This window comes from Chitinimonas viridis (genome assembly GCF_030409555.1).
Lineage (GTDB): Bacteria > Pseudomonadota > Gammaproteobacteria > Burkholderiales > Chitinimonadaceae > Chitinimonas > Chitinimonas viridis.
This window is the reverse complement of record NZ_JAUFPU010000007.1, coordinates 99,444-121,112: the sequence shown is the minus strand read 5'-3', so window position 1 is coordinate 121,112 and position 21,669 is coordinate 99,444. Positions and strand designations below refer to the sequence as shown.

General features: G+C 58.9%; 39 protein-coding genes. 31 read left to right on the top strand and 8 right to left on the bottom strand.

Going from position 1 to position 21,669, the window contains the following annotated elements:
- From QWZ03_RS08750 to rplQ, 30 genes are all read left to right on the top strand, one after another.
- Window positions 1-150: EF-Tu C-terminal domain-related protein (locus tag QWZ03_RS08750; protein ID WP_505538577.1), on the top strand; the 150-nt coding region annotated here is incomplete at its 5' end.
- An 87-nt stretch (window positions 151-237) separates the two neighbouring features.
- Window positions 238-549 (top strand): 30S ribosomal protein S10, encoded by a 312-nt coding sequence (gene rpsJ / locus QWZ03_RS08745; protein ID WP_072428332.1) that lies wholly within the window; start codon window positions 238-240, stop codon window positions 547-549.
- Window positions 550-736: 187 nt separating this feature from the next.
- The gene (gene rplC / locus QWZ03_RS08740) at window positions 737-1,381 is read left to right on the top strand and encodes a 50S ribosomal protein L3 (RefSeq protein ID WP_284197172.1); all 645 of its coding nucleotides are present in this window, start codon (window positions 737-739) and stop codon (window positions 1,379-1,381) included.
- Window positions 1,381-2,004: a 50S ribosomal protein L4 gene (gene rplD, locus QWZ03_RS08735; protein WP_284197173.1), complete on the top strand. Its 624-nt coding sequence runs from the start codon at window positions 1,381-1,383 to the stop codon at window positions 2,002-2,004. The genes rplC and rplD overlap by 1 nt, the downstream gene beginning before the upstream one ends.
- 5 nt (window positions 2,005-2,009) lie before the next feature.
- Window positions 2,010-2,306: a 50S ribosomal protein L23 gene (rplW, locus tag QWZ03_RS08730; RefSeq protein ID WP_290332341.1), complete on the top strand. Its 297-nt coding sequence runs from the start codon at window positions 2,010-2,012 to the stop codon at window positions 2,304-2,306.
- Window positions 2,307-2,317: 11 nt separating this feature from the next.
- Complete coding sequence (gene rplB, locus QWZ03_RS08725) at window positions 2,318-3,148, top strand: 50S ribosomal protein L2 (RefSeq protein WP_284197174.1); 831 nt, start codon at window positions 2,318-2,320, stop codon at window positions 3,146-3,148.
- A gap of 6 nt (window positions 3,149-3,154) precedes the next feature.
- On the top strand, window positions 3,155-3,430 hold the full coding sequence (gene rpsS, locus QWZ03_RS08720) for a 30S ribosomal protein S19 (protein ID WP_028446086.1): 276 nt from the start codon (window positions 3,155-3,157) through the stop codon (window positions 3,428-3,430).
- Window positions 3,431-3,439: 9 nt separating this feature from the next.
- A complete protein-coding gene (rplV, locus tag QWZ03_RS08715) occupies window positions 3,440-3,769 on the top strand; it encodes a 50S ribosomal protein L22 (RefSeq protein ID WP_284197175.1) in 330 nt (109 codons plus the stop codon).
- 7 nt (window positions 3,770-3,776) lie between these two features.
- On the top strand, window positions 3,777-4,481 hold the full coding sequence (gene rpsC / locus QWZ03_RS08710; RefSeq protein WP_308447043.1) for a 30S ribosomal protein S3: 705 nt from the start codon (window positions 3,777-3,779) through the stop codon (window positions 4,479-4,481).
- Window positions 4,465-4,881 (top strand): 50S ribosomal protein L16, encoded by a 417-nt coding sequence (gene rplP, locus QWZ03_RS08705; protein WP_072428324.1) that lies wholly within the window; start codon window positions 4,465-4,467, stop codon window positions 4,879-4,881. Before rpsC ends, rplP begins: the two co-directional genes overlap by 17 nt.
- Window position 4,882: 1 nt before the next feature.
- A complete protein-coding gene (gene rpmC / locus QWZ03_RS08700; protein WP_284197176.1) occupies window positions 4,883-5,071 on the top strand; it encodes a 50S ribosomal protein L29 in 189 nt (62 codons plus the stop codon).
- Window positions 5,072-5,335 carry a 30S ribosomal protein S17 gene (gene rpsQ, locus QWZ03_RS08695; RefSeq protein ID WP_284197177.1) on the top strand — a complete coding sequence of 88 codons (264 nt, stop codon included), beginning with the start codon at window positions 5,072-5,074 and terminating at the stop codon, window positions 5,333-5,335.
- Between the two features lie 221 nt (window positions 5,336-5,556).
- Window positions 5,557-5,925 (top strand): 50S ribosomal protein L14, encoded by a 369-nt coding sequence (gene rplN / locus QWZ03_RS08690; protein ID WP_072428322.1) that lies wholly within the window; start codon window positions 5,557-5,559, stop codon window positions 5,923-5,925.
- A gap of 11 nt (window positions 5,926-5,936) precedes the next feature.
- Window positions 5,937-6,254, top strand: coding sequence for a 50S ribosomal protein L24 (gene rplX / locus QWZ03_RS08685; RefSeq protein WP_284197178.1), 318 nt, complete (start codon window positions 5,937-5,939; stop codon window positions 6,252-6,254).
- 2 nt (window positions 6,255-6,256) lie between these two features.
- The gene (gene rplE, locus QWZ03_RS08680; RefSeq protein WP_284197179.1) at window positions 6,257-6,796 is read left to right on the top strand and encodes a 50S ribosomal protein L5; all 540 of its coding nucleotides are present in this window, start codon (window positions 6,257-6,259) and stop codon (window positions 6,794-6,796) included.
- A gap of 8 nt (window positions 6,797-6,804) precedes the next feature.
- Complete coding sequence (rpsN, locus tag QWZ03_RS08675; protein ID WP_284197180.1) at window positions 6,805-7,110, top strand: 30S ribosomal protein S14; 306 nt, start codon at window positions 6,805-6,807, stop codon at window positions 7,108-7,110.
- Between the two features lie 11 nt (window positions 7,111-7,121).
- Window positions 7,122-7,517, top strand: a complete 396-nt coding sequence (gene rpsH / locus QWZ03_RS08670; RefSeq protein ID WP_284197181.1) for a 30S ribosomal protein S8 — start codon at window positions 7,122-7,124, stop codon at window positions 7,515-7,517.
- 10 nt (window positions 7,518-7,527) lie between these two features.
- The gene (gene rplF / locus QWZ03_RS08665; protein WP_290332335.1) at window positions 7,528-8,061 is read left to right on the top strand and encodes a 50S ribosomal protein L6; all 534 of its coding nucleotides are present in this window, start codon (window positions 7,528-7,530) and stop codon (window positions 8,059-8,061) included.
- 14 nt (window positions 8,062-8,075) lie between these two features.
- Complete coding sequence (gene rplR / locus QWZ03_RS08660) at window positions 8,076-8,429, top strand: 50S ribosomal protein L18 (RefSeq protein WP_284197183.1); 354 nt, start codon at window positions 8,076-8,078, stop codon at window positions 8,427-8,429.
- A gap of 9 nt (window positions 8,430-8,438) precedes the next feature.
- The gene (gene rpsE, locus QWZ03_RS08655) at window positions 8,439-8,960 is read left to right on the top strand and encodes a 30S ribosomal protein S5 (protein ID WP_284197184.1); all 522 of its coding nucleotides are present in this window, start codon (window positions 8,439-8,441) and stop codon (window positions 8,958-8,960) included.
- The gene (gene rpmD, locus QWZ03_RS08650) at window positions 8,953-9,135 is read left to right on the top strand and encodes a 50S ribosomal protein L30 (protein WP_284197185.1); all 183 of its coding nucleotides are present in this window, start codon (window positions 8,953-8,955) and stop codon (window positions 9,133-9,135) included. The genes rpsE and rpmD overlap by 8 nt, the downstream gene beginning before the upstream one ends.
- Window positions 9,136-9,570, top strand: a complete 435-nt coding sequence (gene rplO, locus QWZ03_RS08645) for a 50S ribosomal protein L15 (protein ID WP_284197186.1) — start codon at window positions 9,136-9,138, stop codon at window positions 9,568-9,570. It begins immediately after the preceding gene.
- Window positions 9,571-9,606: 36 nt separating this feature from the next.
- A complete protein-coding gene (gene secY, locus QWZ03_RS08640; RefSeq protein WP_290332333.1) occupies window positions 9,607-10,908 on the top strand; it encodes a preprotein translocase subunit SecY in 1,302 nt (433 codons plus the stop codon).
- A 39-nt stretch (window positions 10,909-10,947) separates the two neighbouring features.
- Window positions 10,948-11,166, top strand: coding sequence for a translation initiation factor IF-1 (gene infA / locus QWZ03_RS08635; RefSeq protein WP_284197188.1), 219 nt, complete (start codon window positions 10,948-10,950; stop codon window positions 11,164-11,166).
- Window positions 11,167-11,194: 28 nt separating this feature from the next.
- On the top strand, window positions 11,195-11,308 hold the full coding sequence (rpmJ, locus tag QWZ03_RS08630) for a 50S ribosomal protein L36 (protein ID WP_072428311.1): 114 nt from the start codon (window positions 11,195-11,197) through the stop codon (window positions 11,306-11,308).
- Window positions 11,309-11,378: 70 nt separating this feature from the next.
- Window positions 11,379-11,741: a 30S ribosomal protein S13 gene (rpsM, locus tag QWZ03_RS08625; RefSeq protein WP_284197189.1), complete on the top strand. Its 363-nt coding sequence runs from the start codon at window positions 11,379-11,381 to the stop codon at window positions 11,739-11,741.
- A gap of 17 nt (window positions 11,742-11,758) precedes the next feature.
- Window positions 11,759-12,151 (top strand): 30S ribosomal protein S11, encoded by a 393-nt coding sequence (gene rpsK, locus QWZ03_RS08620; RefSeq protein WP_072428309.1) that lies wholly within the window; start codon window positions 11,759-11,761, stop codon window positions 12,149-12,151.
- Between the two features lie 15 nt (window positions 12,152-12,166).
- The gene (gene rpsD, locus QWZ03_RS08615; RefSeq protein ID WP_284197190.1) at window positions 12,167-12,787 is read left to right on the top strand and encodes a 30S ribosomal protein S4; all 621 of its coding nucleotides are present in this window, start codon (window positions 12,167-12,169) and stop codon (window positions 12,785-12,787) included.
- A gap of 52 nt (window positions 12,788-12,839) precedes the next feature.
- Window positions 12,840-13,823, top strand: coding sequence for a DNA-directed RNA polymerase subunit alpha (locus QWZ03_RS08610; protein ID WP_284197191.1), 984 nt, complete (start codon window positions 12,840-12,842; stop codon window positions 13,821-13,823).
- 30 nt (window positions 13,824-13,853) lie between these two features.
- On the top strand, window positions 13,854-14,243 hold the full coding sequence (rplQ, locus tag QWZ03_RS08605) for a 50S ribosomal protein L17 (RefSeq protein WP_284197192.1): 390 nt from the start codon (window positions 13,854-13,856) through the stop codon (window positions 14,241-14,243).
- An 81-nt stretch (window positions 14,244-14,324) separates the two neighbouring features.
- Here the strand turns inward: rplQ and QWZ03_RS08600 are convergent, their stop codons facing one another.
- On the bottom strand, window positions 14,325-15,227 hold the full coding sequence (locus QWZ03_RS08600; RefSeq protein ID WP_290332332.1) for an HDOD domain-containing protein: 903 nt from the start codon (window positions 15,225-15,227) through the stop codon (window positions 14,325-14,327).
- A gap of 105 nt (window positions 15,228-15,332) precedes the next feature.
- Between QWZ03_RS08600 and QWZ03_RS08595 the strand changes: the two genes are divergently transcribed.
- Window positions 15,333-16,157, top strand: a complete 825-nt coding sequence (locus QWZ03_RS08595) for a symmetrical bis(5'-nucleosyl)-tetraphosphatase (protein WP_290332331.1) — start codon at window positions 15,333-15,335, stop codon at window positions 16,155-16,157.
- Here QWZ03_RS08595 and QWZ03_RS08590 read toward each other — a convergent pair.
- The 7 genes from QWZ03_RS08590 to QWZ03_RS08560 form a co-directional block, all read right to left on the bottom strand.
- Window positions 16,141-16,959, bottom strand: coding sequence for a lysophospholipid acyltransferase family protein (locus tag QWZ03_RS08590; protein WP_290332330.1), 819 nt, complete (start codon window positions 16,957-16,959; stop codon window positions 16,141-16,143). The genes QWZ03_RS08595 and QWZ03_RS08590 overlap by 17 nt on opposite strands.
- Before the next feature lie 77 nt (window positions 16,960-17,036).
- On the bottom strand, window positions 17,037-17,792 hold the full coding sequence (locus tag QWZ03_RS08585; protein ID WP_290332329.1) for a GNAT family N-acetyltransferase: 756 nt from the start codon (window positions 17,790-17,792) through the stop codon (window positions 17,037-17,039).
- A 107-nt stretch (window positions 17,793-17,899) separates the two neighbouring features.
- Window positions 17,900-18,091, bottom strand: coding sequence for a DNA gyrase inhibitor YacG (locus QWZ03_RS08580; protein ID WP_290332328.1), 192 nt, complete (start codon window positions 18,089-18,091; stop codon window positions 17,900-17,902).
- 3 nt (window positions 18,092-18,094) lie between these two features.
- Window positions 18,095-18,853, bottom strand: coding sequence for a cell division protein ZapD (gene zapD / locus QWZ03_RS08575; RefSeq protein ID WP_290332327.1), 759 nt, complete (start codon window positions 18,851-18,853; stop codon window positions 18,095-18,097).
- A gap of 70 nt (window positions 18,854-18,923) precedes the next feature.
- Window positions 18,924-19,538 (bottom strand): dephospho-CoA kinase, encoded by a 615-nt coding sequence (coaE, locus tag QWZ03_RS08570; RefSeq protein WP_290332340.1) that lies wholly within the window; start codon window positions 19,536-19,538, stop codon window positions 18,924-18,926.
- A gap of 31 nt (window positions 19,539-19,569) precedes the next feature.
- Window positions 19,570-20,439, bottom strand: a complete 870-nt coding sequence (locus QWZ03_RS08565) for a prepilin peptidase (protein WP_290332326.1) — start codon at window positions 20,437-20,439, stop codon at window positions 19,570-19,572.
- Window positions 20,440-20,443: 4 nt separating this feature from the next.
- Window positions 20,444-21,667, bottom strand: a complete 1,224-nt coding sequence (locus QWZ03_RS08560) for a type II secretion system F family protein (RefSeq protein ID WP_290332325.1) — start codon at window positions 21,665-21,667, stop codon at window positions 20,444-20,446.
- Window positions 21,668-21,669 lie beyond the last annotated feature (2 nt).

Below are 21,669 nucleotides of genomic sequence, written 5' to 3'. Positions count from 1 at the left end.
GCTGGCACCGAAATGGTGATGCCAGGCGACAACGTTGAAGTGGTTGTTGCCCTGATTGCTCCGATCGCCATGGAACAAGGTCTGCGCTTCGCTATCCGCGAAGGTGGCCGTACCGTTGGCGCCGGCGTTGTCGGTAAGATCATCGAGTAATGGTCAATGGGTGGGCCAGCAGGCCCACCCTTGTTCTTTCATGTTGTTCAGGCAACCATCCGGTTGTCTCGCTCTTTAGGAAAAATCATGGCTAACCAAAAGATCCGCATCCGCCTCAAGGCTTACGACTACGCACTGATCGATCGTTCCGCCCAGGAAATCGTCGACACTGCCAAGCGCACTGGCGCTGTGGTCAAGGGCCCGGTTCCGCTGCCCACCAAGATTGAACGTTTCGACGTGCTGCGTTCGCCGCACGTGAACAAGACCTCGCGCGACCAGCTCGAGATCCGTACTCACCTGCGCCTGATGGATATCGTGGACCCGACCGACAAGACGGTTGACGCCCTGATGAAGCTGGATCTGCCGGCTGGTGTGGACGTAGAGATCAAACTGCAATAATTTCTTGCATAAAACCAAGACGTTGCAGTATCATCGCGGGCTCGCTGTAATGGCGAGCCCGCTTTGTATTTTTTGCTGCCGTAAGGTGGTGGTGCAAGGCAGGTAGTTTCGTTCGATGCAGGCCGCCCTGCGCGGCTTGCGATGATCGCCGGCCAATCGTAGCTGGCCCTTTTAAAAGGAAAGAACGATGAGCTTAGGACTTATCGGGCGCAAGGTCGGTATGACCCGCGTGTTCGTCGAGGATGGTGCTTCCATCCCGGTGACCGTGCTGGATCTGTCGTCCAATCGCGTCGCGCAAATCAAGACTCCTGAAGTAGATGGCTATGCCGCTGTGCAAGTCACCTTCGGCGAGCGTCGCGCCAATCGTGTCAACAAGGCTGAAGCCGGTCACTTTGCCAAGGCAGGTGTCGAGGCTGGTCGTGGTCTGCACGAGTTCGCGCTGACGGCTGACGAGCTGGCCAAGTTCCAGCCTGGCAGCCAGATCACCGTTGAGATCTTCACCGTGGGTCAACTGGTCGATGTGACCGGTACCTCCCAGGGTAAGGGCTTCTCCGGTGCCATCAAGCGTCACAACTTCAGTTCGCAGCGTGCCTCCCACGGTAACTCCGTGTCGCACAACGCTCCTGGTTCGATCGGTATGGCGCAGGATCCGGGTCGTGTATTCCCCGGTAAGCGCATGGCTGGTCAGTACGGTAACGTCAAGAGCACCGTGCAAAACCTGGAAGTGGTTCGTGTTGACGCCGAGCGCGGTCTGTTGCTCGTCAAGGGTGCCGTTCCCGGCTCCAAGGGCAACGACGTTGTCGTGCGTCCCAGCGTGAAGGCAGGTGCGTAATGGAACTGAAAGTCATCAATGCAAGTGGCCAAGCCGCTGCCAGCGTGACCGCTTCCGACGCACTGTTCGGTCGCGATTACAATGAAGCCCTGGTTCACCAGGTTGTCACCGCCTACCTCGCCAATGCCCGTAGCGGCAACCGTGCCCAAAAGGGCCGTAGCGATGTAGCCAAGTCCACCCGCAAGCCGTGGCGTCAAAAGGGTACGGGTCGCGCTCGTGCCGGTATGGCGTCCAGCCCGCTGTGGCGTGGTGGTGGCAAGATTTTCCCGAGCTCCCCTGACGAAAACTTCACCCAGAAGGTCAACCGCAAGATGTACCGCGCTGGCCTGGCGACCATCCTGTCGCAACTGGTGCGTGAAGAGCGTCTGGTGGTGGTTGACGGCTTCACCGCCGAAACCCCGAAGACCAAGGCATTTGCTGCCAAGCTGGCTGCCATGGGTCTGAACGAGCGCACCCTGATTGTCACCGACAATCTTGACGAGAACCTGTACCTGGCCTCGCGCAACCTGCCTAACGTGCTCGTGCTCGAGCCGTCGCAGGCCGATCCGGTCAGCCTGGTTCGCTTCAAGAAGGTGCTGGTCACCCGCGAGGCGCTCAAGCAAATCGAGGAGATCCTGGCATGACTCAGCTGAATCAAGATCGTCTGCTGCAGGTACTGCTGGCTCCGGTGATCTCTGAAAAGAGCACGCTGGTTGCTGAGAAGTACGAGCAAGTGGTTTTCCGCGTCGTCAGCGATGCGACCAAGCCGGAAATCAAGGCTGCGGTTGAGTTGCTGTTCAAAGTGCAGGTCGAATCCGTCCAAGTCACCAATGTGAAGCCGAAGCAAAAGCGTTTCGGCCGTACCAACGGCTGGCGCAAGGGCTGGAAGAAGGCCTACGTTGCCCTTAAGCCCGGTCAAGAAATTGACCTCCAGGCTGCACAGTAAGGAGAACGACGATGCTGGTAAAAGTTAAGCCCACATCCCCCGGTCGCCGCGCCGTTGTCAAGGTTGTCAGCCCCGAGCTGCACAAGGGCAAGCCGCACGCTGCCCTGGTGGAAAGCCAAAGCAAGAACGCCGGTCGTAACAATCGCGGTGTGGTTACCGTTCGCCATCAAGGCGGCGGCCACAAGCAGCACTACCGCCTGATCGATTTCCGTCGCAACAAGGATGGCATTGTTGCCACCGTTGAGCGTCTGGAATACGACCCTAACCGTACCGCCCACATCGCGCTGCTCTGCTACGCTGATGGCGAGCGTCGCTACATCATCGCTCCGCGTGGCCTGAAGGCCGGCGCGCAAGTGGTGAGCGGCCCGGAAGCGCCGATCAAGGCGGGTAACACCCTGCCGCTGCGCAACATTCCGGTCGGTAGCACCATCCATTGCATCGAAATGCAACCTGGCAAGGGTGCGCAGATTGCGCGTTCGGCCGGTGCTTCCGTGCAATTGCTGGCTCGCGAAGGTGCATACGCCCAGCTGCGTCTGCGTTCCGGTGAAATCCGCAAGGTGCACGTCGATTGCCGCGCCACCATCGGTGAAGTCGGTAACGAAGAGCACAACCTGCGCAAGATCGGTAAGGCCGGTGCAAATCGCTGGCGTGGTATTCGCCCGACCGTTCGCGGTACGGCGATGAACCCGATCGATCACCCGCACGGTGGTGGTGAAGGCCGCACTGGTGAAGGTCGTGTGCCGGTTAGCCCGTGGGGTACCCCGACTAAGGGTTACCGTACCCGCAGCAACAAGCGCACCGACAATATGATCGTGCGCCGCCGGTATTCGAATAAGGGGTAATTAGACATGGCTCGTTCCGTTAAAAAAGGCCCGTTCGTCGACGCTCATCTGCTCAAGAAGATTGAAGCAGTGCGTGCGACCAACGACAAGCGCCCGGTAAAGACCTGGTCCCGTCGCTCCACCGTGCTGCCCGACTTCGTCGGTCTGACCATCGCGGTGCACAACGGCAAGCAACATGTTCCCGTGTACATCAACGAGAACATGGTCGGTCACAAGCTGGGCGAATTCTCGCTGACCCGTACGTTCAAGGGTCACGCTGCCGACAAAAAAGCCAAGAAGTAAGGTGCCGCCATGCAAACTTCCGCTATTTTGACTGGCGCACGCCTGTCGGCTCAGAAAGCTCGCCTGGTCGCTGACCTGGTGCGCGGCAAGCCGGTTGAGCACGCCATCAACATTCTGACCTTTAGCCCTAAAAAGGGCGCGGTCATCATCAAGAAGCTGTTGCTGTCGGCGATTGCAAATGCCGAACACAACGATGGCGCCGATATTGACGCCCTCAAGGTGACGACCATTTATGTGGACAAGGGACCTTCCCTGAAGCGTTTTGCCGCACGTGCCAAGGGCCGTGGCAACCGCATCGAGAAGCAAACCTGCCACATCACCCTGACCGTGGGCGAATGAGGACGATATGGGACAGAAAATTCATCCGATTGGCTTCCGTCTAGCCGTCAACAAGAACTGGGCCTCGAAGTGGTATGCGAATAGCAAAAACTTCCCGGCCATGCTCGCCGAAGATATCAAGGTGCGCGAGTTCCTGAAGAAAAAGTTGTCGCATGCCTCGGTTGGTCGCATCGTTATCGAGCGCCCGGCCAAGAACGCCCGCATTACCATCCACAGCGCCCGTCCGGGTGTGGTGATTGGCAAGAAGGGTGAAGACATCGAGATCCTGAAGCGCGACCTAGTCAAGCTGATGGGTGTGCCGGTGCACATCAACATCGAAGAAATCCGCAAGCCGGAAACCGATGCACAAGTGATCGCTGATTCCATCGCTGCCCAGCTGGAAAAGCGCGTGATGTTCCGTCGTGCCATGAAGCGCGCGATGCAGAACGCCATGCGTCTGGGTGCCCAGGGTATCAAGATCATGTCGTCGGGTCGTCTGAACGGCATCGAAATCGCCCGTACCGAATGGTATCGCGAAGGCCGTGTGCCCCTGCACACCCTGCGCGCTGACATCGATTACGCGACGTCCGAAGCCAAGACCACCTACGGCATCATCGGTATCAAGGTGTGGGTGTACAAGGGTGACGTGAAGGCTGGCCAGGAAGTGGCCGCTCAGCCGGAACAAGCCGAACGCAAGCCGCGAAAGGGACCTCGAAATGCTGCAGCCAACTAGACTCAAGTACCGCAAACAGCAGAAAGGCCGTAACACCGGCGTTGCTACCCGCGGTAACAAGGTTAGCTTCGGCGAGTGGGGCCTGAAGGCCATTGGCCGTGGTCGTCTGACCGCGCGTCAAATTGAAGCCGCTCGTCGCGCCATGACCCGTCACATCAAGCGTGGCGGTCGTGTGTGGATCCGCGTATTCCCGGATAAGCCTATCTCTTCCAAGCCCGCTGAAGTCCGGATGGGTAATGGTAAGGGTAGCCCGGAATACTACGTTGCCGAGATTCAGCCTGGTAAGGTGCTGTATGAGATGGACGGTGTGGACGAGACTCTCGCCCGCGAAGCCTTCCGTCTGGCCGCCGCCAAGCTGCCAATCGCGACGACTTTCGTAACCCGACATGTGGGGCAGTGAGATGAAAGCGACTGAATTGCGTAACAAATCGGTCGATGAGCTCAAGACCGAGCTCACCTCGCTCCTGAAGGCCCAGTTCGGCCTGCGCATGCAGCTGGCTACCCAGCAGCTTGCCAAGACCAGTGAACTGAAGCGCGTTCGCCGCGATATCGCGCGCGTTCGCACCATCCTGGCTCAGAAGGTGGCGTAAATGACCGAGACCAAACTGAAGCGTTCGCTGACCGGCCGTGTGGTCAGCAACAAGATGGACAAGACCGTGGTTGTGCTGGTTGAGCGTAAGGTTAAGCACCCGCTCTACGGCAAGATCATTCGTCTGTCGAAGAAGTACCATGCGCACGATGAAACCAACGCCTACGGCGAAGGTGACATGGTGACCATCGAGGAAACTCGTCCTCTGTCCAAGACCAAGTCCTGGATCGTGACCAGTCTCATCGAGAAGGCTCGTACCGCCTAATCAAGTGATCTGATCACTTTTTTAGCGTAAGTGCTTGTCAGGGCATTCTACATATCGTAGAATGCCCTGCTGTTTATCCTTCGTCCGAAATGGTGTTCCATCATTTCGGTGTCGGAGTTTTATCCCTATCGGGGTCCAAAACTGGCCGTTGTGCCGTGGTTTGCTACGGCGCTGCCGGGTATGCCGGCGGAATTGACGGGTTAAGTTGGAGGTTTGTTTCCATGATTCAAATGCAATCCATGCTGGATGTTGCTGACAACACCGGTGCGCGCTCTGTTATGTGCATCAAGGTGCTGGGTGGCTCCAAGCGTCGTTACGCTTCGGTGGGCGACATCATCAAGGTGAGTATCAAGGACGCCGCACCGCGTGGCCGCGTGAAGAAGGGCGACGTTTATAACGCCGTCGTTGTTCGCACTGCCAAGGGTGTTCGTCGTGCCGATGGTCAGCTCATCAAGTTTGATGGCAATGCCGCCGTGCTCCTCAACAACAAGCTTGAGCCGATCGGCACCCGCATCTTCGGGCCGGTGACGCGTGAACTGCGCACCGAGCGCTTCATGAAGATCGTCTCGCTCGCGCCAGAAGTGCTGTAAGGGGTACGCGCATGAATAAGATTCGTAAAGGCGACGAAGTCGTCGTTATCACTGGCAAAGACAAGGGCAAGCGCGGCACCGTCCTGCGTGTTCTGGTCAATGACAAGGTTATCGTTGAGGGTATCAACGTCGTGAAGAAGCACCAGAAGCCGAATCCGGTTCGCGGTGTTGCTGGCGGTGTGGTGGATAAGACGATGCCGATCCAGGTTTCCAACGTAGCCATCTTCAATAAAGCGACCCAGAAGGCTGACCGCGTCGGCTTCAAGTTGCTCGACGACGGCAAAAAAGTTCGCGTGTTCAAGTCGAACGGCGAAGTGGTCGGGGGCTAAACATGGCACGCTTGCAAGATTTCTACAAAGAAACCGTCGTTCCGCAGCTTACTGAAAAGTTCGGCTATACGTCGATCATGGAAGTGCCGCGCATCGAGAAGATCACTGTCAACATGGGTGTTGGCGAAGCTGTGGCCGATAAGAAGGTCATGGAGCACGCCGTTGGCGATCTGACCAAGATCACCGGCCAAAAGCCCGTCGTGACCCTGTCGAAGAAGTCGATTGCCGGCTTCAAGATTCGTGACAACTACCCGGTTGGCTGCAAGGTCACCCTGCGTCGCGATCGTATGTATGAATTCCTGGATCGTCTGGTGACCATCGCTCTGCCGCGCGTGCGCGACTTCCGCGGTGTATCGGGCAAGTCCTTTGATGGCCGTGGTAACTACAACATGGGCGTCAAGGAACAGATCATTTTCCCGGAAATCGAGTACGACAAGATCGACGCCCTGCGTGGTATGAACATCACGATTACCACCACCGCGAAGACCGACGAAGAAGCCCGTGCGCTGCTCGCCGCGTTCAAGTTCCCGTTTAAGAACTGAGGTTTGCCATGGCTAAACTCGCTTTGATCAACCGTCAAGAGAAGCGCGAAAAGCTGGTGGCGAAGTTTGCCGCCAAGCGCGAACAGCTGCTGGCAATCATCAACGACCAGAACCTGAGCGACGAAGAGCGCTTCGCCGCCCGCCTGAAACTCCAGGCCCTGCCGCGCAACGCCAACCCGACGCGTCTGCGTAACCGTTGTTCGGTTACCGGTCGTCCGCGTGGTGTGTTCCGCAAGTTCGGCCTCGGCCGTAACAAGCTCCGTGAGATCGCCATGCGTGGTGAGATCCCCGGTGTTGTCAAGGCCAGCTGGTAAGGAGATCACGAATGAGTATGCATGATCCCATCGCCGATATGCTGACCCGCATCCGTAACGCTCAGCGTGCGGACAAGCCGTCGGTAACGATGCCCTCCTCCAAGATCAAGGTGGCTATCGCTACCGTGCTGAAGGATGAAGGTTATATCGAAAACTTCGCCGTGACCGGCGATGAAAAGAAGCCCCAGCTCGATATCGAGTTGAAGTACTACGCCGGCCGTCCGGTTATCGAGCGCATCGATCGCGTTTCGAAGCCTGGTCTGCGTATCTACAAGGGCGTGAACGATATCCCCAAGGTTATGAACGGCCTCGGTATCGCCATTGTCTCCACCTCCATGGGTGTGATGACTGACCGCAAAGCACGCGCCCAGGGTATCGGTGGCGAGCTGCTCTGCTTCGTGGCGTAAGGAGTAGAACATGTCCCGCGTAGCTAAAAACCCAGTCGTTCTGCCTGCCGGCGTTGAAGTCAAGCTGGCCGGTGGCGAGATTGTTGTTAAGGGCCCGCTCGGTACCGCATCGCGTCCTCTGGATAGCGCTGTCGAGATCGCTGTCGAAAACAACGCTCTGGTCTTCAAGGCCGTTGATGAAAGCAAGCACTCCCGCGCCATGTCCGGCACGATGCGTGCACTGCTGAACAACATGGTAACCGGTGTCTCCAAGGGCTTTGAGCGCAAGCTCAACCTGGTAGGCGTGGGTTATCGTGCCCAGGCTCAAGGTGAAGTTCTTAATCTGACGCTGGGTTTCTCCCACCCTGTCGCGCACAAGATGCCGGCTGGTGTGAAGGTGGAAACCCCGACGCAGACCGAGATCCTCCTGAAGGGTGTCGACAAGCAACAGGTTGGTCAGGTTGCCGCTGAGATTCGCGCATACCGTGCTCCAGAGCCCTATAAGGGCAAGGGTGTACGTTATAGCGACGAAGTGGTGGTCCTGAAAGAAACCAAGAAGAAGTAATCGAGGCTGAAATCATGGACAAGAACGAAACTCGCTTGCGCAGGGCCCGCAAAACCCGTGCCCGCATTGCCGGCTTGAAAGTGGTGCGCCTTTCGGTTCATCGCACTAACAGCCATATCTACGCCCAGGTCATTGATGAGACCGGCGGCAAGGTGCTGGCCAGCGCGTCGACCCTGGAAGTGGATGTCCGTAAGGACATCGCTAACGGTGGCAACATCGCTGCTGCAGCTGCTGTTGGTAAGCGTATCGCCGAAAAGGCGAAGGCTGCTGGCGTAAGCGCCGTTGCCTTCGACCGCTCGGGCTTCCATTACCACGGCCGCGTCAAGGCTTTGGCCGACGCCGCTCGTGAAGCCGGCCTCGAATTCTAAGGAGTAATCATGGCGAAGTCAGAAATCGAAGATCGCGGCGACGGCCTGCGGGAGAAGATGATCAGCGTCAACCGCGTCACCAAGGTGGTGAAGGGTGGCCGGATCATGGGTTTCGCCGCACTGACCGTGGTCGGTGACGGTGATGGCCGTATTGGCATGGGCAAGGGCAAGTCGAAGGAAGTGCCCGTGGCTGTGCAAAAGGCAATGGAAGAAGCCCGCCGCAAGCTGGTGAAGATCAGCTTGAAGAACGGTACCGTTCAGCACGCAGTCGTTGGCAAGCACGGTGCTACCACCGTGTTCATGCAACCTGCCGCTGAAGGCGCTGGTATCAAGGCCGGTGGTCCGATGCGCGCTGTGTTCGAGGTGATGGGCGTGACCAACATCTCGGCCAAGTGCCACGGTTCCACCAATCCTTACAACCTCGTGCGTGCCACCCTGGACGGTTTGTCCAAGCTGCGCAGCCCGGCTGAAGTTGCTGCAAAGCGCGGCAAGGCCATCGAGGACATCCTGGGGGCCGAGGCAAATGGCTAATTCCAAGATCAAGGTAACGCTCGTCAAGAGCCTGATTGGCCGTCTCGAAGCGCACAAGGCGTGCGCTCGTGGTCTGGGTCTGCGTCGCATCCGCCAAACGGTGGAAGTGATCGATACCCCGGAAAACCGCGGCATGATCAACAAGATCAGCTATCTGCTGAAAAGCGAGGGCTAAATGGAACTGAATACGATCAAGCCCGCTGATGGTGCCAAGCACGCTTCTAAGCGTGTAGGCCGCGGCATTGGCTCTGGCCTGGGCAAGACTTGTGGCCGTGGTCACAAGGGTCAGAAGTCGCGTTCGGGTGGTTTCCACAAGGTAGGCTTCGAAGGCGGTCAAATGCCTTTGCAACGTCGCCTGCCCAAGCGTGGTTTCAAGTCGTTGACCAAGGGTCACACGGTTGAGCTGCGTCTGGACGACCTGAACAAGCTGCCGGTTGAAGAAGCCGACTTGCTGGTGTTGAAGCAGGCTGGCTTGGTGCCGCAAGGTGCCAAGGCTGCCAAGCTGATCCTGGCTGGTAAGGTGGAGAAGGCTATCAAGCTGCGTGGCGTGTCGGCAACTGCCGGCGCCCGTGCTGCTCTGGAAGCCGCCGGCGGCAGCATTGTCGAATAAAGCTTGAGATAGGGCGACTACGTGGCAAATCCTGCGATGGCCAGTACTGCAAGCAAGTATGCAGATCTGAAAAAACGAATCTTGTTCCTCATAGGTGCTTTGATCGTTTATCGCATCGGTGCGCATATCCCTATACCAGGTATTGATCCGATAGCCTTGGCCAAGCTCTTCGACATGTCGCAGAGCGGGGCCGGGCTGCTGAACATGTTCAACATGTTCTCGGGCGGTGCCTTGTCCAGGGCAACGGTGTTTACCATCGGCATCATGCCGTATATCTCTGCTTCTATCGTCGTTCAGCTGGGTTCGGAAGTCGTACCCAAGCTGAAGGAATTGAAGAAGGAGGGTGAGGCAGGTCGTCGCAAGATCACGCAGTACACGCGTTATCTGACCGTGGTTATCGCTGTTGCACAAAGCTTCGGTGCGGCAAGTTGGGCGCTCAATTCTCAGTTGGTTGTGCCAGGTGTCAGTGGTGCGGAGTTCTACTTCACCACCGTGTTGACCCTGGTGACCGGCACGATGTTCTTGATGTGGCTGGGTGAGCAGATCACCGAGCGTGGCCTGGGTAACGGTATCTCCATCCTGATCTTTGCGGGTATTGCCTCTGGCATACCGGCATCCATAGGTCAGACCCTGGAGCTGGCCAACCAAGGTGCGCTGCCTGTGTTGCTGGTGTTGGCCCTGGGGGCTGGCGTGGTCTTGCTGACTGCTGCCGTGGTGTTTGTGGAACGTGGTCAGCGCAAGGTGCTGGTGAGCTATGCCAAGCGTCAGGTGGGCAACCGCGTGATGCAAGGCCAGAATACCCATCTGCCACTCAAGCTGAACATGGCTGGTGTCATACCGCCGATTTTTGCTTCGAGCATCATATTGTTCCCGGCTACCCTGATGTCCTGGGGTGGCGAGTCCAGCTTCTTCTCCTGGTTGAAGCCGGTCGGCTCCATGTTGCATCCTGGTCAGCCGCTGTATGTGATGCTTTACGCAGCTGCCATCATCTTCTTCTGCTACTTCTATACCGCCTTGGTTTTCAATCCCAAGGAAACGGCTGAGAACCTGAAGAAGAGCGGTGCGTACATTCCTGGCATACGCCCGGGTGAACAGACCGCAAAGTATATTGAGCGTGTGATTCTGCGTCTGACGCTGATCGGTGCGATCTACATCAGCATCATCTGCCTGATTCCGGAGTTCCTGCTCCTGCAGTGGAACCTGCCGTTCTATTTCGGCGGTACTTCACTGTTGATCGTGGTGGTGGTAACGATGGACTTCATGGCACAGGTCCAGTCGTATCTGCTGTCTCACCAGTACGAGAGTTTGCTGAAGAAGGCGAACTTTAAGGCTGGCTGATACGAACCTGTGACTAACGATAGATAACCCGAACGAGTCATGTCGAAGGAAGACGTTATTCAGATGCAAGGGGAGGTTCTGGAGAACCTTCCCAACGCGACTTTTCGCGTGAAACTGGAAAATGGTCATGTGGTACTGGGCCATATCTCCGGCAAGATGCGGATGCACTATATCCGTATCCTACCTGGCGATAAGGTGACCGTGGAGCTGACGCCCTACGATCTATCCCGTGCCCGTATAGTCTTCCGCTCGAAGTGACGCGGTTTTTCATTGAAAGGATAGAGCGATGCGAGTTCAAGCTTCGGTCAAGAAAATATGCCGTAACTGCAAAGTCATACGCCGCAACCGCGTTGTGCGTGTGATCTGCACGGATCCGCGGCACAAACAACGTCAAGGTTAAGCCGCGTCAGTTGCCGTCGGCTGGCGTTTGGTGCTAGAATCCGCAACTTTTTACATCTGGGGTAACGAGAATGGCCCGTATTGCTGGGGTAAACATACCCAATCATCAGCATACCGTCATTGGCCTGCAAGCCATTTACGGGATCGGACAGACTCGCGCTAAGGCCATCTGTGCCATCGCTTCAGTTCCTGCTGATCGCAAGATCAAGGACCTGACCGATGCAGAGATGGACAAGCTGCGCGAGGAAGTCGGCAAGTTCACGGTTGAGGGTGACCTCCGTCGTGAGATTACGATGAACATCAAGCGTCTGATGGACCTCGGTTGTTACCGTGGTCTGCGCCATCGCAAGGGCTTGCCCGCGCGTGGTCAGCGCACCCGCACGAACGCGCGTACCCGCAAGGGCCCGCGTAAGTCGATCGCAGGGAAGAAGTAAGCACTTAAGGAATAGCAATGGCTAAAGCAAACACAGTGCGTGTACGGAAGAAAGTCAAAAAGGTCGTGTCGGAAGGCATCGTGCATGTGCACGCTTCCTTCAACAACACGATCGTGACCATCACTGATCGCCAAGGAAATGCTCTCTCCTGGGCTACCTCGGGCGGTGCTGGTTTCAAGGGCTCTCGGAAAAGTACACCATTCGCCGCCCAGGTGGCAGCGGAGCATGCTGGTAAAGTTGCCCAGGAATATGGCGTCAAGAACCTCGAAGTCCGCATCAAGGGACCCGGCCCAGGCCGTGACTCCGCTGTGCGTGCGTTGAATGCGCTGGGTTTCAAGATCACCAGCATTTCCGACGTTACCCCCGTACCGCACAACGGCTGTCGTCCGCCGAAAAAGCGTCGTATCTAATTCCGGAGACCCGAGATGGCACGTTATATCGGACCGAAATGTAAACTTTCGCGCCGCGAAGGCACAGATCTGTTCCTGAAGAGCGCACGTCGCGCTCTGGACAGCAAGTGCAAGCTGGATAGTAAGCCTGGTCAACACGGTGCTAAGCAGCCCCGTCTGTCAGGTTTTGGTGTGCAACTGCGTGAGAAGCAAAAGATTCGCCGTATTTACGGCGTTCTTGAGCGTCAGTTCCGCCGTTATTTTGAAGAGGCTTCCCGCCGTAAGGGCTCGACCGGTGAAAACCTGTTGAAGATCCTGGAAGCGCGTCTCGACAACGTTGTGTACCGCATGGGCTTCGGCTCGACCCGCTCGGAAGCTCGTCAGCTGGTCAGCCACAAGTCGATCACCGTGAATGGTGTGGTGGTGAATATCGCCTCCTATCAGGTCAAGGCTGGCGACGTGGTGTCTGTTCGCGACAAGTCGAAGAAGCAGGTTCGTATTCAGGAAGCGCTCGCGCTGGCTGAGCAGATCGGTTTCCCCGGCTGGGTTAGTGTCGATGGCAAGAAGATGGAAGGCGTTTACAAGAGCGCCCCAGAACGCAGCGACCTGTCCAGCGACATCAACGAGCAGCTCGTCGTCGAGTTCTACTCGAAGTAATCGAACCGTAAATACGGATCGTCGCTCGTTTCGATAAAGGGATTGATTGTTTATGCAAAGCAACGCGAATGACTTGCTGAAACCGCGCATCATCGATGTGCAGGCATCGTCGTCTACCCAGGCGCGTGTCGTGATGGAGCCGTTTGAGCGTGGCTACGGCCATACGCTCGGCAATGCGTTGCGCCGTATCCTGCTGTCGTCGATGCCCGGCTATGCGCCGACCGAAGTTAAGATCGAAGGCGTGTTGCATGAGTATTCGGCACTTGACGGTGTTCAGGAGGATGTCGTTGATATCCTCTTGAACCTCAAGGGTGTGGTGCTCAAGCTGCACGGCCGTGGTGAAGCCCTGCTGACCCTGAAGAAGGATGGCGAAGGCGTTGTGAAGGCCAGCGATATCGAAGTCCCTCACGACGTCGAGATCGTCAACCCTGATCACGTGATTGCCAACCTCTCTGCTGGCGGCAAGCTCGCCATGGAGATCAAGGTTGAAAAGGGCCGCGGCTACCAGCCGGCTGTCGTGCGTCTGGACAAGGAAGAGGGCCGTAACATCGGCTCCATCCTGCTGGATGCGTCGTTCAGCCCGATACGTCGCGTCAGCTACGCGGTTGAGAGCGCTCGTGTTGAGCAGCGTACCGACCTCGACAAGCTGGTGATGGAGATCGAAACGAACGGTGCCATCGATCCGGAAGAAGCGGTTCGTTTTGCCGCCCGCGTCCTGGTCGAGCAGCTGGCCGTGTTCGCTGACCTGAAGAGCACTGAAGTCGAACCTGAGGCGCCTCGTGCGCCGCAGGTCGACCCGATCCTGCTCCGCCCGGTTGACGATCTGGAATTGACCGTGCGTTCGGCGAACTGCCTGAAGGCTGAAAACATCTATTACATCGGTGACCTGATCCAGCGTACCGAGACCGAATTGCTGAAGACCCCGAACCTGGGTCGCAAGTCCTTGAATGAAATCAAGGAAGTGCTGGCCTCCAAGGGTCTGACGCTCGGCATGAAGCTGGAAAACTGGCCGCCGGTCGGCCTGGAAAAGCCGTAATCCAGGCTGGAAAGACAAGGGATAAACACCATGCGTCATCGTCAAAGTAACCGCAAACTGAATCGCACGACGAGCCATCGTCTGGCGATGCTGCGCAACCTGGCCAACGCACTGCTGAAGCACGAAGTCATCAAGACGACGCTGCCTAAGGCAAAGGAACTGCGTCGCGTGGCTGAGCCGCTGATCACTCTGGGCAAGCAGGAGCGCACTGTCGCCAACCTGCGTCTGGCCTTCGACCGCACTCGCGATCGTGAGCTGACCCTGAAGCTGTTCGACGTGCTGGGCCCACGCTACAAGAACCGTAACGGCGGCTACCTGCGCATTCTGAAGTACGGTTTCCGTCAGGGCGACAATGCTCCTATGGCATTGGTCGAACTGCTGGACCGTCCGGAAGTTGCTGAAGTGGTGGAAGCTGCCTAAACCGCAGTGTTCCAATGAAAAAGCCAACCTTAGGGTTGGCTTTTTTACGTCTAGCGTACTGCTTTCGGCATAGCGGCAGCATTAGCTGGGGTGGGCCGATATCTGTATGGGTGGTGGCGGCTCGGCGGGATCATCGCCAAACCAGTCCCAGCTTATCTGCGCTTTGCGGCTGGCTTCGTGGCACAGGTGCTGCGCCTTGTCGTAACCCATGCCGGCCAGGTCGGCGACGGCCTGATAGTCGTCAGGAAGCGCCTCATCGTTCCAGCCATTGGCACTATGGCGGGCATAGGCCACGGCGGTGGTGACGGTACGCACCCTGGGGTGTTCTGCGTGGCCTTCATCCATCAGCATCTTCAGTATCGGGGGCAGGTGCCAAGCTTCGATCAGCGCCAGCTGTAGCTCGAGCAAAGGAAAGCCCAGCACGGTCTTTTGCGCCAGTTGGCTGCGCAGACGCTTGTCCAGTTGTTGCATGGCGCGTATCCGTAGCAGCAACTTGGGGGCGAAGCAGCCCACCAGTACTTCGGCGATATCGCGCAGCAAGGCGGCGGTGCCCACCTCGCCGCCGTCGATATCGTGTCGGTGGCCGGCCCAGAGTTCGGCGCTGATGGCGGCATGGAAGGCTCGCTGCAGCACTCGAAGGACCTGCTTCAGGCCTTGTGGGTGCCCCTGCAGCATATGCTCGACTGTGTCGCACTCGACAAAGGCGCGCAGCAGGGGGTCGACCCCCACCATCAGGATGACCCGTTCTACGGTGGTGACGTCGGTCAGTTGCTGGGCGGAACGGTGTCGCTGCAGATAGCGCAGTATCTTGAGTGCCAGCAGGGCGTCGTGGTGTGCGACGGCCGCCAGATCCAGCACCGTGGCATCCTCGCCTTTCTCCACCAGCTTGACCAGCTCTGCCTTGCTGCGGGCGAGTATGGGGAAGGTGCTGGCTTCGAAGAAGCGTGTCCAGGCATCAATACTGGCTAAAGGGTGCTCTATCATCTGTCCTCCTCGCATGAGTCTAGTGCTCGCTGCCAGCGATAGCCAGCCCAGCACGCAAGCTGCCGATATCACTATAATCGACGGCTTCCCCTTATCGAGTTCACCATGGCCAGCTATGCAATAGGCGACCTGCAGGGTTGTTATCAGGAGTTTCTGGACTTGCTGGCCGCCATGGCGTTTCAGCCGGGTAGGGACCGGCTGTTCCTGGTAGGTGATCTGGTCAATCGTGGGCCAGACTCACTGGCGGTGTTGCGTTGGGTGTATCAGCACCGGGACTGTGTCGATATCGTGCTTGGCAATCATGATTTGCACCTGCTGGCGGTGCAGGCGGGCCTGGCGAGGCAGAAGGGTAGGGACACCCTGGCCGAGGTGTTGGCGGCGCCTGACGCCCCCTTGCTGTTGGACTGGCTGCGTTGTCAGCCGCTGGTGCGGCGATGCGGTGGCTATCTGCTTGTCCATGCGGGCTTGCTGCCCGACTGGACGCCGCAACAGGCGGTGGCGCTGTCGGCGGAGGTCGAGGCGGTGCTGGCCTCCGCGGGGTATAAGGAATTCCTGGGGCAGATGTATGGCAATCAACCCAGCCGGTGGCATGAGGGGCTGGTCGGCATGGACAGGCTGCGCCTGGTGGTGAATGTCTGCACCCGCATGCGCCTGCTAACGGACACAGGGGCCTTGGACCTGGATTTCAAGGGTGAGCTGGACGATGCGCCGGCCTATCTGCATGCCTGGTTTGATGCACCGGATAGGCAGCACCAGGATGTCTGTATAGTCAGCGGCCATTGGTCGGCCTTGGGCTTGATGCTGAGGCCTGACGTCATCGCGCTGGATACCGGCTGTGTCTGGGGTGGCAGCCTGGCTGGTGTGCGGCTGGAGGATAGGCAGGTGTTTCAGGTGCCATCACGCCAAGCGCGCTCTAGCGACTGGGGCTGATGTCGTCCCCGTTAGCCGGTTGCGAGGGCTCAGGTGCTGCGACGACCAGCTCGATGTCGCTACGCACCCGTTCGGCGATGCGTTGCTGCGCCAGCTGCGCCAGCTCTCGCCGGCCATATTCCTGGGCGGCCAGGGTGGGCAGGTAATCGAGGGTGACGCGCATGCGCGGTTCAGCCAGCAACAGGCCCATGGATTCAATCAGGCTCATTTCCCCCACATAGGCGGCAGCCGTGCTGCGCAGGCCGTGCTGGTCGTAGTAGCGCAGGGCGATGGGCTGCAGCTGGGCGCCAGCTTCTATGGCGGGCTGCAGCAGCGAGGCATTGAAGCTGGCGACATCCAGCCCATGGGTGGTACTGCCTTCGGGGAAGACAGCAATGCAATCGCCGCTGCTGAGCGCATGGGCAATCTGGCGATTGACCCGCACGGTGTCATGGCGGCGTTCGCGGGCCACGAACAGGGTGCCGGTCCGATGGCATAGCCAGCCTATCAGGGGCCAGCGGCGGACCTCGGATTTGGCCACGAAGCGCGATGGGCAGACCGCATTCATGACAAAGATATCCAGCCAGGACACGTGGTTGGCCACCAGCACGGTATTGGTAGGCACCAGCTCAGGGTGGTCGCCGCGTGCTTCCACCTCGATGCCCAGTATCTGGCACAGGCGCCGAGACCAGCGCGCGATGGCGCGCGCCCGGCTGGCGGCATCCCTGCGCTTGAACAGCAGGGCTACCTCGGTCAGGCCAAGCAGCAGATGCAGGAAGAGGCGGGCGGAACGCCACGCGCGTAATAGTCGCGGTGTTTTCATGGTGACAAGCCGCGAGTGTAATGTCGCGAGCAGCGGCTTGTCAGCAAACCGTGCGCTGATACCGGCCAGCACCCCGGTCATGCGGTGGCGATGAAGTGACGGGCGTAACGGTTATTCATCCGGCTCATGGGCAGCAGGATCAGCAGGTCGGCGGTGTTGAAGTCCGGATCCCATGCCGGCAGGCCGCAGATATAGGCCCCCACGCGCATATAGCCCTTGATCAGCGGCGGGATCTCGGCCGGCACGGCATCATCGAGTGCATCCAGGGGCAGCGGGCAGCGTGGATGGGCGCGCCACTCTACCGGCGACATGGATTTTTTGCTCAGCTCCCGGTAGATGCTGGCGGCAGCATGCCCGCCGTCCGCCATGCTGATGCTGGCGCAGCCGACCAGGTATTCGTAGCCGTGGCGGCTCATGTAGTCGGCTAGGCCGGCCCACAGCAGGGTGATAGTGGCGCCGGTGCGGTAGTCAGGATGTACGCAGGAGCGCCCCACTTCGACCATGCTGTTGCGGATGTGCTGGAAGCGGGTCAGGTCGAACTCGGTTTCGGAGTAGTAGCTGCCTAGTGCCTTGGCTTGGTGGGGCGGCAGGATGCGATAGGTGCCGACGACTTCGTTGCTGGCTTCGTCCCGTACCAGCAGGTGTTCGCACCAGGGGTCGAACAGGTCTACGTCCAGGCCGCTATGGCGGCTGTTGAGCCGAGCGCCCATCTCTTCGCCAAACACCTTGTAGCGCAAGGCCTGCGCTGCGCGTACGTCGCTGTCGCTGCTGGCCAGGCTGACGCTAAGCTTGGGCCGGACCGGGGTGGTGGGTTGCAGTTCGATATGCAGCATGGCGCTGGGGCTCCAGGTCTGTTCGTGGTCTCAGGAACAAACTTAGAGTGCTGCCATGACGGTCAGGTGACCGTGGAATGAAGGATTTCTTACCGGCCTAACGACGCCTAGGCGCGGTGGTCGCTACCGTCGTCAGCCAGTGGATCGACCGGGCTGCCTGCAACCCGGTACTGCTCGGCAGCCCATAGGCCCAGGTCTATCTGCTTGCAGCGTTCGCTGCAAAACGGACGCCAGGGATTATCGCTGGACCATGGGCTGAGCTTGCCGCAACACGGGCAGGGGACTTGACGTTGGGACATGGATCAGAGGTTGCAGAAGGCCAGGACGAAATCGATATCGTGATCGCACTGCCTGGGGCGGTCGGAGCCGGCGGCAGGCGTGACGAAACGCACATTGATGGCGTACTTGTTGGCCGAGAGTTCGGGAACGTAGGGAATGTCGGAGGCCAGTGTTACCTTGAGCAGCTGCACCAGCTTGCCGCCCGACATCTGCTGGAAGGCACCATTGCGGGCCACCAGGGGTACTACCTTGGCGCTGTTGCGCAATATCCGCAGCACGATGTCTATGCCGTCCTTGATGGGCAGCATGGGGCCTAGCCAGCCACCCAGTTCGTGCCGGCGTTCTTCTACCGGTTTTTGTTGCCAGTAGTGGTAGGAGGGTAGGTCGAACTCGCAAACGCCGCCGGGAATGCCGGAGCGCTGCTTGATGGCCATCAGCCACTCATTCTCACGCAGGTGCTGGGCGAACTTGCCGGTGGGCTCCAGCAGGCGGCCATGGGTGTGCTCGATATCGGCCAGTACCATATCCAGCGCTTCTTCGGAAATCTGCGGATTGTCGCGCAGTCCTTCCAGTGTCTGGCGCTGGCGGTCCAGCTCCTGCAGCAGATCTGATTTCAGATCGGCGCGGCCGGCCACTTCCATGATTTCGAACAGGCACAGCAGGGAGGCGTGATGCTCCAAGGGGTGATCGCGACCGGCAAAGAAGGCGGCACGGTCGTACAAATCCTCCAGCCGCAGCAAGGTGCGGATACGTTCGTTGACGGGGAATTCGTAGCTGATCACGTTGGGCGTGGAATGGTTAGGCCTGTATTAGCGCTCGATTGTGCAAGATTCGCCCCATTTTTACAAACGATTAAGCTGAATCGGTTTCCGATTCAGGTGCTTGCAGATACTTCTTATGTAAAACCTTAACTTTATCCGCGAGTTGCGCGAGGTCGCCGTCGTTGGTGATCACGTCGTCGGCTCGAGCCAAACGTTCGCTGCGGCTCATCTGGCCGGCCATGATGGCCCTGACCTCGGCCTCGCTGAGCTGGCTGCGCTGCATCACACGGGAGATCTGCAGTGCCTCGGGGACATCGACCACCAGGGCGCGCGTGATCGTATTGGCGTAGGCGCCCGTCTCGAACAGCAGGGGCACGGCCAGCAGGCAATAGGGTGTGGTGGTGGGCAGGTCGGCCAGATCGGCCAGTGCAGTCTGGCGTATCAGGGGGTGGAAGGCGGATTCCAGGCTGGCCTTGGCCTGGGGATCGCTGAAGATGGCTTGTCTTAGCCTGGGACGGTCGATGGCGCCATCTGGCGTCAGGTAATCTGATCCGAACAGTTGCGCTACGCAGGCGGCACCAGCCTGCCCGGGCTGGCTCAGGCGATGGGCGATCTCGTCGGTATCGACCAGGGGCACGCCCAGCACCTGGAAAGCCCGGGCGACGACGGATTTGCCCGAGCCTATACCGCCGGTCAGGCCTATCACGCGCAAGAGGGGCGCTCCGGCAGGCGAGGCATCAGTAGCCGCCCCAGATCAGTCTTTGCAGTTGCGGGCCCCAGAACAGGGTGGCGAGGCCGGCTATGGCCAGGTAGGGGCCGAAAGGCAGGGGCTTGCCCCAGCCGCGCCGCGCCAGCAGGGTCAGACTGATGCCTATGATGGCACCGGCTACCGACGACATGAGGATGATGACAGGCAGGCACTGCCAGCCCATCCAGGAGCCCAGGGCAGCCAACAGCTTGAAATCGCCATAGCCCATGCCGTCCTTGCCGGTGACCAGCTTGAAGGCCCAGTAGACCAGCCAGAGCAGCAGATAGCCGGCCATGGCACCGACGACGGCATCCTGCAAGGGAACGAAGATGCCGTGCAGGTTGAACAGCAGGCCCAGCCAGAGCAGGGGCAGGGTCAGGCTGTCGGGCAGCAGATAGGTATCGGCATCGATGCAGAACAGGGCTACCAGGAACCACACCAGCAGGATGGCGCCCACTGCCAGCAGGGAGGGGCCAAAGTGCCAGGCCATGGCGGCAGTGAGCAGGCCGGTCGCCAGCTCCACCAGCGGATAGCGCGGGCTGATGGCAGTCTGGCAGTGACGGCAGCGTCCGCGTAGCCATAGCCAGGAGAGTACGGGGATATTGTCGCGGGCGGTGATGAGGGCGCCACAGCCCGGGCAGGCTGAGCGCGGTACCGCCAGGTTGTAGCGTGGCCTGGCGGGCTCTTCGGCATCTTCGGGCAGATCGATGACCGCGCATTCGTGACGGAATTCGCTCTCCATCATCTTGGGCAGGCGATGGATCACCACGTTCAGAAAGCTGCCTACGATCAGGCCCAGGCATAGCGAGAAGACAATGAAGAACGCCGGCTCAATGCCGGCGAGGTTGAGTAGCGTCATTGCATCAGCCGCCGACGGCGGCACCCATCTTGAAGATGGGCAGGTACATGGCAATGATGATGCCACCGATGATGGGGCCCAGTACCATCATGATCATGGGTTCCATCAGGCTGGTCAGTGCATCGACGGCCTCGTCCACTTCCTGTTCGAAGAAGTCGGCGATCTTGCCCAGCATGGCGTCCAGTGCACCGGATTCTTCGCCGATGGCAACCATCTGCATCACCATGGGGGGGAAGACTTCGCTGTTCTGCATGGCGACAGTCAGGCTGGTGCCGGTGCTGACTTCGGTCTGGATGCGTTTGGTGGCGTCGGCATAGATGATATTGCCGGCGGCGCCGCCGACGGAATCCAGTGCTTCAACCAGCGGTACGCCGGCGGCAAACATGGTGGACATGGTGCGCGTCCAGCGGGCGATGGTGGCCTTGCGCATCACATCACCCAGCACCGGCAACTTGAGGGAGGTGCGGTCGATGAATTGCTGGAACTTACGTGACCGTTTCTTGAGCTGAATGATGCCGTAGATACTGCCACCTATGGCGCCAAAGATGGCCCACCAATAGGCCAGGAAGATTTCGGATATGTTGATGACCAGCTGGGTGGGGCCGGGCAGTTCGGCGCCAAAGTTGGAGAACAAATCCTTGAATGCCGGAATCACGAAAATCATGATCACGGTGATCACGATAAAGGCTGCCACCAGAATGGAGATTGGGTAGAACAGGGCGGATTTGATCTTGCCCTTGATGGCCAGGATCTTTTCCTTGTAGGTCGCCAGTCTATCCAGCAGCGCATCGAGAATACCGGCCTGCTCGCCCGCCTGTATCAGGTTGCAGAACAACTGGTCGAAGTAGAGCGGGTGTTTGCGGAAGGCCTGGGTGAGGCTGGCGCCGGTTTCCACGTCGTTCTTGATCTCGGTCAGCAGGCGGGTCACGCTGGGATTGGCGTGACCCTTGGCGACGATGTCGAAGGCCTGCAGCAGTGGTACGCCGGACTTCATCATGACCGCCATCTGGCGGGTGAAGAAGGTGATGTCCTTCTCGGTGATGCGCTTGCCCATGGATCGGGATTGCTTCTTGATCTTGAGCACGGTAACGCCCTGGCGGCGCAGACTGGCACGCACCACGGCATCGCCACCGGCGCGCATTTCACCCTTGATGGTTTTACCCGTCTTGTCCTTGCCTTCCCAGGAAAAGGTTTGTTCCTTGACCTGGCTTTTCTTATCGACCGCCATGC